12 protein-coding genes are annotated in these 11,779 nt (G+C 72.4%); 11 read left to right on the forward strand and 1 reads right to left on the reverse strand.

Going from position 1 to position 11,779, the window contains the following annotated elements; translation table 11 throughout:
- Window positions 1–189 precede the first annotated feature (189 nt).
- Window positions 190–1,179, reverse strand: a complete 990-nt coding sequence (locus ACFULQ_RS27475) for an LLM class flavin-dependent oxidoreductase (RefSeq protein WP_383548532.1) — start codon at window positions 1,177–1,179, stop codon at window positions 190–192.
- A gap of 114 nt (window positions 1,180–1,293) precedes the next feature.
- Here ACFULQ_RS27475 and ACFULQ_RS27480 point away from each other — a divergent pair, with 114 nt between their 5' ends.
- The 11 genes from ACFULQ_RS27480 to ACFULQ_RS27530 all read left to right on the forward strand — a co-directional run bounded on the left by ACFULQ_RS27480 (window position 1,294) and on the right by ACFULQ_RS27530 (window position 11,747).
- Window positions 1,294–2,556 carry a MaoC family dehydratase N-terminal domain-containing protein gene (locus ACFULQ_RS27480; protein ID WP_383548534.1) on the forward strand — a complete coding sequence of 421 codons (1,263 nt, stop codon included), beginning with the start codon at window positions 1,294–1,296 and terminating at the stop codon, window positions 2,554–2,556.
- A gap of 50 nt (window positions 2,557–2,606) precedes the next feature.
- The gene (locus ACFULQ_RS27485) at window positions 2,607–3,911 is read left to right on the forward strand and encodes a class I adenylate-forming enzyme family protein (protein WP_383548537.1); all 1,305 of its coding nucleotides are present in this window, start codon (window positions 2,607–2,609) and stop codon (window positions 3,909–3,911) included.
- 138 nt (window positions 3,912–4,049) lie between these two features.
- The gene (locus ACFULQ_RS27490) at window positions 4,050–4,814 is read left to right on the forward strand and encodes an SDR family NAD(P)-dependent oxidoreductase (protein WP_383548540.1); all 765 of its coding nucleotides are present in this window, start codon (window positions 4,050–4,052) and stop codon (window positions 4,812–4,814) included.
- 35 nt (window positions 4,815–4,849) lie between these two features.
- On the forward strand, window positions 4,850–5,614 hold the full coding sequence (locus ACFULQ_RS27495; protein WP_383548543.1) for a crotonase/enoyl-CoA hydratase family protein: 765 nt from the start codon (window positions 4,850–4,852) through the stop codon (window positions 5,612–5,614).
- A gap of 29 nt (window positions 5,615–5,643) precedes the next feature.
- Entirely contained in the window at window positions 5,644–6,414 is a 771-nt protein-coding gene (locus ACFULQ_RS27500; protein WP_383548545.1) for an SDR family NAD(P)-dependent oxidoreductase, read from the forward strand.
- 11 nt (window positions 6,415–6,425) lie between these two features.
- Complete coding sequence (locus ACFULQ_RS27505; RefSeq protein WP_383548548.1) at window positions 6,426–7,529, forward strand: acyl-CoA dehydrogenase family protein; 1,104 nt, start codon at window positions 6,426–6,428, stop codon at window positions 7,527–7,529.
- Window positions 7,530–7,534: 5 nt separating this feature from the next.
- The gene (locus ACFULQ_RS27510; RefSeq protein WP_383548551.1) at window positions 7,535–8,659 is read left to right on the forward strand and encodes an acyl-CoA dehydrogenase family protein; all 1,125 of its coding nucleotides are present in this window, start codon (window positions 7,535–7,537) and stop codon (window positions 8,657–8,659) included.
- Window positions 8,660–8,828: 169 nt separating this feature from the next.
- The gene (locus ACFULQ_RS27515) at window positions 8,829–9,431 is read left to right on the forward strand and encodes an acyl-CoA dehydrogenase family protein (protein WP_383548554.1); all 603 of its coding nucleotides are present in this window, start codon (window positions 8,829–8,831) and stop codon (window positions 9,429–9,431) included.
- Complete coding sequence (locus tag ACFULQ_RS27520; protein ID WP_383548557.1) at window positions 9,428–10,231, forward strand: enoyl-CoA hydratase/isomerase family protein; 804 nt, start codon at window positions 9,428–9,430, stop codon at window positions 10,229–10,231. Before ACFULQ_RS27515 ends, ACFULQ_RS27520 begins: the two co-directional genes overlap by 4 nt.
- 270 nt (window positions 10,232–10,501) lie before the next feature.
- Window positions 10,502–10,993: an acyl-CoA dehydrogenase family protein gene (locus ACFULQ_RS27525; protein WP_383548560.1), complete on the forward strand. Its 492-nt coding sequence runs from the start codon at window positions 10,502–10,504 to the stop codon at window positions 10,991–10,993.
- A 133-nt stretch (window positions 10,994–11,126) separates the two neighbouring features.
- Window positions 11,127–11,747, forward strand: a complete 621-nt coding sequence (locus ACFULQ_RS27530) for a TetR/AcrR family transcriptional regulator (RefSeq protein WP_383548564.1) — start codon at window positions 11,127–11,129, stop codon at window positions 11,745–11,747.
- Window positions 11,748–11,779: the final 32 nt, after the last annotated feature.

The following is an 11,779-nucleotide window of genomic DNA, read 5'->3' on the forward strand; positions in this document are numbered from 1 at the left end:
CCTTCTGCTGTGCGGGCCACGGGGGGCGGCTCCGCGCGGGCCGCGGGTAGCGGCTCTGTGCCGGCCCCTGGGGGCGGCTCTGCGGGGCCAAGGGGGCGGATTCGTGCGGGTCACGGGGGGTTCCGTGCGAGCCGGGGGGCCGCTCTGTGCGGCTGACGTAGGCGGCTCTGTGCGGGCCAAGGGGGCGGCTCAGTCCAGCAGCGCCAGACTCGCCCGCGCGTACGCCTGCCGGCGGCGCTCGCTCACCAGGAACGACGGGGGTGCGAGATAGGCCACGTCGTGGGCGAGCGAGTCGCCGCGCCGGCGCAGGGTCTCGCGCGCGTCCGCGGTCGTGCCGCAGACCGCGATCGCCTCCAGCATCTCGTCGGTGACCGCGGCGGCCATGGCGTCGGTGTCACCCCGCCGGAAGGCGTCCCGGAGCTCCTCCACGGGCTTCTGCCAGCCGTGGTGCTCCACATAGGGGTCGTACGTCTTCACGGTGAGGTAGAAGGCGATCATGCGGCGGGCGTCCCGGATCGCGCGCTCGGGGTCGTCGTCGTTCACGGCGGTGATCACCCATCCGTGCTCCACGGGCCGCGTCTCCCGCTCGCCGCGCTCTGCTCCGCGGGCGACCGCGGGCCGTACCACCTCGTCCCACCAGCTGCGCGTGAACAGCCCGTGCCCGATGACCCCGTCGGCGACCCGCCCCGCGGCGGCGGCCATCTGCTTGTTGAAGCCGGCGAGCAGGACCGGCACGTCGATGCGGCCGAGGACCGGCGCGCGCACGTCGGCGTCCACACGGTAGAACTCGCCCGCGTAGCGCACCGGCTCGCCGTTCTCGGCGTGCAGCCAGGTCCGTACGGCGCCGACCAGGTCGGCCATGCGGGCCACCGGGCGGTCCGCCTCCACGCCGAACCAGTCGCGGTTGATCCGGTACGCCCCCGAGCCCAGGCCCAGGAACAACCGTCCCGGGGCGTGCTTCCACATACTGCGCAGAGCGGCGGCGTGGGCGTACGGAGTGCGGGCGAACGCGTAGGCGATGGCGGGGCCCACCGTCGCCGTGCGGGTGCAGAAGGCCATCTCCGCGAGGGTCGTATAGGCCTCGTGGTCCACGAACTCGCCACTGCAGAACGTCGTCATGCCGGCCGCCTCCGCTTCGGCGGCGACGGCGGCGCCCTGCCACGGCATCCCGTACTCCATGCCTGGTCCTCCTCATTCCCAACCGTGTCAGACTCATCTAACCTAGTTCACTATGATAGCTCTGTAAGGGCTGGATGTGACAGCGACGTCAGCCGAGGCAAGGGAGAAGGACACGTGAGCAGCAGCGCGCAGCCGGCGGCGCGGGAGGAAGCCTTCGGCGTCCTGACCGAGGCCGCACTGGAGCGGTCCCGCAAGCGGCTGGGCGTGCCGCAGCCACAGCGGAACCCCCCGCACAACTACGAGGTCACCTGGGACGCCGCACGCCACTTCGCCTTCGGCTACGGCGACGACAACCCGCTGTACTGCGACCCCGAATACGCGGCCGGCACGCGCTGGGGCAAGCTCCTCGCCCCTCCGACCTTCCTCTACACGATGGGGGAGGACGCGGCGCCGACGCCCGATCCCGAGACCAAGGCGGTGCTCAAGGGCGACCCGTTCGCCGGGCTGGGGTCGTATCAGGCGGTGATGGAGTTCGAGTGGTGGCGGCCCCTGACCCTGGGCGACCGCTGCCGAGTGCTCCAGGCGCAGGTCGGGGTCGAGGAGAAGAAGTCGAGTTTCGGCGGCCGTACCGCGCATGTCACCAACGACTTCCTCTACGCCGACGGCCAGGGCCGGATGCACGCCGTGCGCCGGGGCACGTGGATCAACGCCGAGCGGCACACCTCGAAGAAGCGGGCCAAGGAGCAGCTGGAGCAGCCGCCCTACACGGCCGAGCAGTTGGCGGAGATCGACGCGGCCTACGCGGCCGAGACGCGCCGTGGCCCCGAGCCGCGCTACTGGGAGGACGTGCGCATCGGCGACGAGCTCCAGCCGCGGGTCAAGGGTCCGCTGACGACCACGGACGTGGTGGTGTGGCATCTCGGCTGGGGCATGCAGCTCACGCCGCCCGGAGCCTTCCGGATCCAGTACCGCACCCGCCGCAAGGCGCCGGGCCTGTATCCCCGGAACGCCCTCAACGTGCCCGACACCGTGCAGCGGCTGCACTGGGAGCCCCACCGCGCCCAGGAACTCGGTCTGCCCACGTCCTACGACTACGGCGGCATGCGGGAGACCTGGCTGGTCCACGCGGTCACCGACTGGATGGGCGACGACGCCTGGCTGTGGAAACTCCGGTGCGAACACCGCAAGTTCAACTACCTCGGCGACACCACGTGGGTGCGCGGGAAGGTCGTAGGCAAGCAGGAGGTGGACGGGCGCCACGAGGCGCACCTGGAGCTCCGGTGCGAGAACCAGCGGGGCCAGATCACGACGCCCGGCACGGCCGTCGTCCTGCTGCCGACCCGGCGTGCTCCACGGGTCGCCCTGCCGCAGCCGCCCGCCGCCGACCTCGACGGCATGGTCCAGCACGAACTGCGGCGATTCCAGGTCACGGACTGACCCTCGGGTCCGGCCCGCGAGCGCGCACAGCGAGGAGTGGAGCGAACGTGATGTCACAGCGAACCATGGCCGACGAGGCTCTGGCGGCGCGTCTGCCGACGACACTGCCCGAGGCCCTGCGGGTCGCCGCCAGGGAGCACGGTCATGTGAGGCTGGTGTTCCACGGGTCCGCTTCCGTCGCCGAGGCCACGGTCGCCGAGATCCACCGGCGTGCCTGTGCTGTCGCCGCGGGCCTCGGGGCCATGGGTGTCGGGCGGGGCGAGGTGGTCGCGGTGCAGCTGCCGCACCGCGTCGAGGAGGCCGTCGCCCACGTGGCCGTGCTCCTGCGGGGCGCGGTGCTCATGCCGCTCGATCTCTCCTGGAGCGCCGCGGAGGTACGTCGTGTGCTGCGGAGCTCCCGGGCGGCCATGCTGATCACCTCGGCCTGGCGCTCCCATGACGTGCTCCGGGTCCGTCATGCCAGGGACGGTCTGCCGCATCTGCGGCACGTCGTCGCGGTCACCGGGACCTGGCCGACAGCGGGGGTTCCCGCCGACGGCCTGGAGTGGGAGACGCTCGAGCGGTTCCGGCCGCTGCCTCCCGAGACGATGTCCCGTGCCGGGGACGCTGCACTGCTCATCCACACCCCGACGAGTCGTGGTGGCCGGTCCCGCGGAGTACTGCACACCCACGCCTCCCTGCGTGCCGAACTGGCCCTGACGGGTGCGGTAGCCGCTGGTGTCGGCCGCCATGTCCACCTGGCCTCGCCCACCTCGGGTGACCTCGCGGGCACCACCGCGCTGCTGCGCGCCCTCGTGACCGGAGTGCGCTCGGTGTTCCTGGAGCGCTGGGACTCCGTCACCGCGCTGCGGGCGCTGCACCGGCATCACGTCACCTCGGCGGCGCTGAGCCGCTTTCATCTCGCGGGCCTGCTCGACGCGGCTGCCCGTTCGCGCGACGGCCTCGCCGGGCTGGCCGAGTGCCGGGTGCTCGGAGGGGTCACGCGCGCGGTGGTGGAGGAGGCCGACCGGGCGGGAGTCGCGGCCTACGGCGGCTACGGCCGTGCGGAGCACCCGACCATCGCCCTGGGGTCCCCGCGTGACGCGCTGCACCTGCGGAGCGCCGGCACGGGGCGCCTGCTGCCGGGCAACGAGGTGAGGATCGTGGACGCCGCCGGCGAGGAGGTCCCCGCGGGACGGGAGGGCCACATCCTCAGCAGGGGGCCGGCGCTGTTCCAGGGCTACCTGGAGCGGTTCGCCGAGCCGCTGACGGCTGACGGCTGGTTCCCGACCGGCGACCGTGGCGCGCTCGACTCCGACGGACGGCTCCGCATGACCGGTGTGTTCCAGCCGGAAGGGGCCGCAGATGCCGCGTGAGAGGCCGCCCCACCGGTCGCACGGCGCCTTTGACCCCGGCTTCTGAGCCACAAGCGATACCTGACATAGGTTACTAGGTGAGCTGGCGCGGGTTATGGTGGACCTCAGCCGCTCTCCTTCACCCCCAAGGAGATCTTCATGCACATCGAGGGAACGTCCGCGCTGGTCACGGGTGGCGCGTCCGGTCTCGGGCTCGGCACCGTCAAGCGGCTCGCCGCGGCCGGCGCCCATGTGGTCATCGCCGACCTGCCCTCCTCGCCGGGGAAGGGCATCGCCGAGGAACTGGGCGAGCGCGTGCGCTTCGTGCCCACGGACGTGACCGACGAGGACCAGTTCCGCGACGCCGTCACGGCCGCGGGCGAGAAGGGCCCGCTGCGCGTCCTGGTGCACTGTGCCGGGATCAACCACACCCTGCGGGTGGTCGACCGGGACGGCCGGCCCGGGGAGCTCGCCGGCTTCGAGAAGGTCGTCAAAGTCAACCTCGTGGGCTCCTACAACGCCCTGCGGCTGGGCGGCGCGGCCATGGCGCGGACCGAGCCCGTGGACGGCGAACGGGGAGTCATCATCCTCACCGCGTCCGTGGCGGCGTACGAAGGGCAGATCGGGCAGATCGCCTACAGCGCCTCCAAGGGAGCCGTGGTGGGCATGACGATCGTCGCCGCCCGTGACCTGGCCGGCCGCAACATCCGCGTCAACACCATCGCCCCCGGTCTGATGAAGACCCCGCTCTTCGACGCCCTGCGGGAGGACGTCCAGGAGTCGCTCGCAGCGACCGTGCCGAACCCCAGACGCTTCGGCACACCCGACGAGTACGGCCGGACGGCACAGTTCCTGATCGAGAACGCGTACGTCAACGGCGAGACCCTCCGCCTCGACGGGGCCATCCGCATGGCGCCCCGCTGACCCCCAGGCCGACCCAGCAAGGAGACCACCGCGCCATGTCCGACGAGGTACTGGTCGAGCACGCCGCCGGCGTCACGCTCATCACCATCAACCGCCCCCAGGCCCGCAATGCCGTCAACCGTGCCGTCAGCGAAGGCGTCGCGGCGGCTCTCTACGAGTTCGATTCCCGCAAGGACCTGACCGTCGCCATCATCACCGGGGCCGGCGGCACCTTCTGCTCCGGCATGGACCTCAAGGCGTTCGTGGCCGGGGAGAAGATGGCGTTGGAGGGCCGCGGCTTCGCCGGCATCACCCGCAGGCCCCCGCGCAAGCCCGTGATCGCCGCGGTCGAGGGGTACGCCCTGGCCGGCGGCTGCGAGATCGTCCTCGCCTGCGATCTGGTCGTGGCCGCCGAGGACGCCAAGTTCGGCATCCCCGAGGTCAAGCGGGGCCTGATCGCCGGAGCGGGCGGGCTGTTGCGGCTGCCCAGGCGGATCCCCTATGCCGTGGCCATGGAACTCGCCCTCACCGGTGACTTCCTCGGCGCCTCCGACGCCCACCGCCACGGCCTGGTGAACCGGGTGACCGAGCCGGGCAAGGCCCTGGAGGGCGCCCGGGAACTTGCGGCGCGCATCGCCGCCAACGGGCCCCTGGCGGTCGCCGCCACGAAGGAGATCATCGTTCGCTCGGCCGACTGGTCCGCGGACGAGGCGTTCGACGAGCAGGCCGTGATCATGACTCCGGTGCTCGAGTCCGTCGACGCGCGCGAGGGTGCGATCGCGTTCGCGGAGAAGCGTCCGCCGGTGTGGCGCGGCGAGTAGAGACACCGATACTGAGACGAGGAGCAGCAATGGAGCTGGCTGGTGGAGTGGCCCTGGTCACGGGCGGCGCCGGGGGACTCGGCGAGGCGACGGTACGGCGGCTGGCCGCGGCCGGTGCCAAGGTGGTCGTCGCCGACCTCGCCGACGAACGCGGCGAGGCACTCGCCAAGGAACTCGGTGACGACGCGGTCTTCGCCCACACCGATGTCACCGACGAGGACAGCGTCCTCGCGGCACTCGAGGTCGTGCGGGGCCTGGGCGAGCTGAGGGTCGCCGTCAGCGCGCACGGCGGCCCGGTGGCGCACGCCCGGGTGCTGGACCGCGACGGCAACCCGTACGCGCTGGACCTGTTCAAGCGCACCGTGGACGTGTACCTCACGGGCACCTTCAACGTGCTGCGCCTGTCCGCCTCGGCGATGGCGAAGAACACGCCCAACGAGTCCGGCACCCGCGGTGTGGTGATCAGCACCGCCAGCATCGCCGCGTTCGAGGGGCAGATCGGTCAGTCCGACTACAGCGCGGCCAAGAGCGGCGTCGTCGGCCTGGGCTTGGTCGCCGCCCGCGACCTGGCGGCCGTCGGCATTCGCGTCATGACCATCGCTCCGGGCACCTTCTTCACCCCGGCCTTCCGCATGCCGGAGGAGCAGGCGCAGGAGACCTGGGGTGCAAAGGTCCCGTTCCCCCAGCGCATGGGGCGGCCCGAGGAGTACGGCGCCCTCGTCCAGCACATCGCCGAGAACGACTACCTCAACGGCGAAGTGATCCGCATCGACGGCGCCCTGCGCTTCGGCCCGAAGTGAGGTCGGCGACGATGAGCACGGCAGCCGAAGAGCTCCGGGCCTACCTGGACGGGATCGCCCCCGCCCTGCACCGGGCCTGGCCCGACAACCGGTCCTTCGCGGCCCGGCTCGCCTGGCAGCGGGCCCTCCACCTGGGCGGCTGGGCGGCCCCGCACTGGTCCGTCGAGGACGGTGGCCGTGGCCTCGGCATCGTGGACCGCCTGGAGTGCGACGCGGAACTCGCCCGCGCCGGGGCCCCCGACATCGCCGGCGTCTTCGGCATCAAGAACGTCGGCCCGACCATCTCCCGCTTCGGCACCCCCGAACAGCGCGCCTGTCTGCCCCGGATCCTGTCCACGGAGGAGATCTGGTGCCAGGGCTTCAGCGAGCCCGACGCGGGCAGCGACCTGGCGTCCCTGCGCACCCGGGCGGAGCCCGACGGCGACGGCTTCCGGATCAACGGCCAGAAGGTGTGGACCTCGGACGGCATGCGGGCCACGCACTGCATGCTGCTGGTGCGCACGGACCCCGCGGCCCGGCCGCACCAGGGCATCTCGGTCCTTCTGGTCCCGCTGGACACGCCCGGCATCGAGCGCCGCCCGCTGCGCCAGATCACCGGCGAGTACGACTTCGCCGAGCTGTTCTTCACCGACGTGCACGTCCCGGCGAGCGCCCTGCTCGGTCCGCTCCACGAGGGCTGGCGCGTCACCATGACGACCCTCGGCCACGAACGGGCCGGCGTCGTCGAACTCGCCAACTCCCTTCAGCGCGAGGTGAAGAAGGCGGTGGCCGGCTTCCCGGACGGGGTCGCCGACCCCGTACTGCGCCAGGAGCTGGCCCGGCGCTACGTCGAGGCCCGCGTCCTCGGGCTGCTCGGCCGGGACGTGCTGCGCGCCCTGAGCGCCGGGGAGGAGCCCGGCCCCGCACAGTCCGTCATCAAACTCGGCTGGAGCCGGACCACCCAACGTCTCGGCGAAACCCTGCTGGAGGCCGCGGGCCCCGCCGCCATCGCGGCCGGTAACGGTCCCGAGGTGCACCGCTTCCTGCGAGGACGCGCCTCGACCATCGCCGCGGGCACCACCGAGGTCATGAAGAACATTCTGGCCGAACGCGTCCTCGGCCTCCCGAAGGGATGAGTGCCGTGAGTGACCGCAACGACGGGCACGACGACCTGCGCAAAGTCGTCCGTGCCTTCCTGGAGAACGCCTCGCCGAGCAGCGAGGTGCGGCGGCTGATCGGGACCGACGAGGGATACGACCCCGAGGTCTGGCACCGGCTCGCGGACGAACTGGGCCTGGTCGGCCTGATCGTCCCCGAACGTTTCGGCGGCGCCGGCGCCGGCCTGCCCGAACTCGCCGTCGTCATGGCCGAGATGGGCCGCACGCTGCTGTGCTCCCCCTACCTGTCCTCGGCGGTGCTCGCGCCCGCCGCGCTGCTGGAGAGCGGTGACGAGGCGGCCTGCGCCGAGTTCCTCCCCGGGATCGCGGACGGCTCGACGATCGCGACCCTCGCCGTGGCCGAGGGCAACTCGGACATCCGTGACCTCGACGCCGTGTGGACGACCGCGCGGGCGGACGGAGACCGGTATCTGCTCCACGGAACCAAGGAGCGGGTCACCGACGGCAGCACCGCGGGGCTCGTGCTGACGGTCGCCCGCACGGACAAGGGTCTCTCCCTCCTCGCCGCCGATCCGGACGCGGTGGAACGCGAGCCGCTGCCCGCGCTCGACCCCACCCGCAAGCTGGCCCGTCTCCACTTCGACCGGACTCCCGCCCGGCTGATCGGCACCGAGGGCGGCGCCGCCGCCGCGGTCGCGAGGGTGCTCGACCTGGCGGCCGTCGCCCTCGCCGCCGAACAGGCGGGCGGGGCCGAGCGATGCCTGGAGCTGTCCGTCGAGTACGCCAGGACCCGCGAGCAGTTCGGACGGCCGATCGGATCCTTCCAGGCGATCAAGCACAAGTGCGCCGACATGCTCTACGAGGTGGAGTCGGCGAAGGCCGCCGCCCAGGACGCTGCACGCCTCTGGTCGGACCGGGACGCGAGCGAGCGGGGCCTCGCGGCTTCGGTCGCACGGGCGTACTGCTCCGAGGCCTATGCCCATGCCGCCGCCGAGACCGTCCAGATCCACGGCGGCATCGGCTTCACCTGGGAGCACGACGCCCACCTCTACCTGCGCCGGGCCACGTCCTCGACGCACCTCCTCGGCAGCACCTCCTGGCACCTCGAACGGGTCGCCGCGGAGATCGGCCTCGTCCCCACCGCCTGAGCCCCGGCAACCCCTAGACCCCGAGGAGGCCTGATGCCCGGCGCCACGGCACAGCACACCGCCACGCCGCCCGCCCAGGCGGCACCCTGGAGCGTGCGACTCGCGCGGTTCCTGGAAGCCCACGCGGGCCGGCCGCCGCGCGACCGGACCGAGCGCCTGGCCTGGGCCCGTGCCTTCCACGCCGACCTGGTGGAGGCCGGTCTCGCCGCCCCCGGCCGGCCCGCCGAGGCCGGCGGAATGGAACTGGACCTGGCCGACGGCCGCCCGCGCTCCGAAGCACCCCTGCGGGCTGTCGTTCATCGTGGCGCCCACCCTCATCATCGGCGCCGGCATCTCGTACCTGCTCATCCCGATGCGGAGCGAGGGCATCACCGTACGTCCCCTGAAGGACATCAGCGGCGGAACGCACTTCTCCGAGGTGTACCTCGACGAGGTGCGCGTGCCGGTGAGCAACCTCGGTACGGGTCCTCGCCACAGCCGCCGTGCCCTCGACGCCGTGCTGGAGGGCCGGGACCCCGGGCCCGCGGCGTCGGTCAACCGGCTGGTGCGCGCGGAGTTCGACCAGCGTCTGCACGAGGTCGCACTGCGGGTCCTCGGATCGGACGCCGTGCTCGGCCAACGCGAGCCGACCGCCCCGGAGGGCGGACGATGGACGTACGGGTATCTGATGAGCCGTTCCTCGACCATCGGGGCCGGCACCGGGAAGATCCAGCGCAACACCCTCGCCGAGAAGGTCCTTGGCCTGCCCTCGCGGAGGAAGGAAGCACGATGACGCCACCGGATACGAGCAAGCTGCCGGACTTCGGCACGATCCTCGCGGAACTGGGCGACGACCACGTCCTGACGGTGACCCTCAACCGGCCCGAGAAGCTGAACGCCTTCAACCAGCAGACCCTGGACGACTTCTCCGCCCTGTGGCGGTACGCCGCCGACGAGGACGCCGTGCACGTGGTCGTGCTCCAGGCGGAGGGGGAGCGGGCCTTCTGCACCGGCGTCGACGTGGTCGAGGGCATCGAACGGCACACCAACCCCTTCAGCGACCTCGATCCCGGCACCAGCCTGTCACCCAAGCTGAACCGGTGCTGGAAGCCCCTGGTGTGCGCGGTGCACGGCATGGTGGCGGGTGGAGCCCTCTACTGGCTGAACGAGGCCGACATCATCGTCGCCGCCGAGGACGCCACGTTCTTCGACCCCCACACCACGTACGGCATGGTCGCGGCCCTGGAACCCATCGGACTCGTACGCCGCATCCCCCTCGGGGAGGTCCTGCGGATGGTGCTGCTCGGCAACGACGAGCGGATGTCCGCGCGCCGGGCACTCGAGATCGGCTTCGTCAGCGAGGTCGTGGCGGGCGACCGACTGCGGGAGCGAGCACACGAGCTGGCCGCACTGATCGCGGCCAAGCCGCCCGTGGCCGTCCAGGGCAGTATCCGGGCCATCTGGGAGTCCCTGGACACCGGACGGAGCCAGGCACTGGCCACGGGTCTCGCCTACACCCAGATCGGCAATCCCGTCGGCAAGGCGCAGGTCGACCGCCAGGCCGTCAAGAAGCGGAAGTACGAGGTGCGGTGATGACCGCCGACGCGGAGATCGAGAAGGAACTGCGGGAGTCACTCGGCGCACTGCTGCGCCGAGGGACTCTGCGACCTGGAGTCGGCGTCCGCGCTGGCGGACGGCGGCGGGGACCGACGAGGCCGCGGCCTGGCTGCGCCGCATGGCGGGTGAGGGCACGCTGACGGGAACCGTCCCCGTGGTCGCCGACGCGCCGTGCGCGGCCGTGTTCCTGGTCGCCGCCGAGACGACGGCGGGCTCCGCGCTGTTCTCGGTGGAACCACAGGATGGGTGCGTGACGAAACCCGTGGAGGCGCTGGATCCGACGCGTCCGCTGGGCGCCCTCCTCCTGGCGGACTGCCCGGCCTCCCTGGTGGCCGGACCGGACGAGTTCGACGACGCTCTGCGGGCCGCCGAACGGGCGGTCCTCGTGCTCCTCGCTGCCGCCGGGACCTTGCCGTCGCCTACGCCACGACCAGGCACCAGTTCGGCCGTCCCATCGGCTCCTTCCAGGCCGTCTCGCACCGCTGCGCGAACATGCTGATCGCGGTGGAATCGGCGCGGGCCCTGGTCGCCGCGGCGGCCGGCGCACTCGACGATCCCGGGCCGGACACCGACACCACCGTGTGCCTGGCCGCCGCCGAGGCACTGGAGACCGCGGTCGCCGTCGCGCAGGGCTGCCTTCAGGTGCACGGCGGCACGCGCTTCACCTGGGAGCACCCGGCCCATCGCTACGACCGGCTGCGGGAGCGGGCGGCGGTCGATCTGCTCGCCACGGCGTAGGCCGGGGGACCGGCCGCGCTGTGGTCAGGAGCCCGGGATTCGGCGACCGCCGCCCGTGTCCGCCGGGGTCGGAGATGGTTACCCTGGTCGTCCCGCCTCTGCCCTGCGGGATCGTTCAAGAGGAGGCCGCCCCGTGCCCACGCAGTCCGCGGAGCGTGAGCGGATCATCAAGGCGGCCTACCGCTGTCTGGCCGAGGCCGGAGGCGCGGGCGCCTCGGTGGGGGACATCCTGCGCACCGCCGGGCTCGGTACCCGAGCCTTCTACCGGCATTTCGACTCCAAGGACGACCTGCTGCTCGCGATGTTCCGGCGGGACAGCGAACGGCTGCTCTCCGAGCTGCAGAGCGCCGCGGCGAGTGCGGCCACGCCTGTCGAGGCGCTCCAGGGCTGGATCGAGGCCATGCTGCGCCTGACCTCGGAGGCACGCCGGCGCCAGCACGTGCGCATCCTCTCCTCCGAGGGGGCCCAGCGCGCCACCGGGTACACCGCGGAGCGGGCCCGGGCGGCGGCCGGGCAGGAGGCGGCCCTGGCGCAGATCCTGCACCGAGGGCGCCAGGACGGATCGTTCCCGTGGACCGAGCCCGAGTCCGACGCCCGGTTCATCCGAGCGGTCATCGCCCAGGCGTTCGACGAGCAGATGGCGGCGACGGCGGCCATGAGCGCGACCGAGGCCGCCGCCCGGGTACGCGACTTCGTACTGCGGGCGCTGGGGGCGGCGGCACCGGCTGTCGCCGCCGAGCCGCAGGAGCGCTGACCTTCGTACCCGGTGGCGAAACGTCAGATGCC

The sequence above is a fragment of the Streptomyces sp. NPDC057253 genome, from assembly GCF_042669125.1.
Classification (GTDB): domain Bacteria; phylum Actinomycetota; class Actinomycetes; order Streptomycetales; family Streptomycetaceae; genus Streptomyces.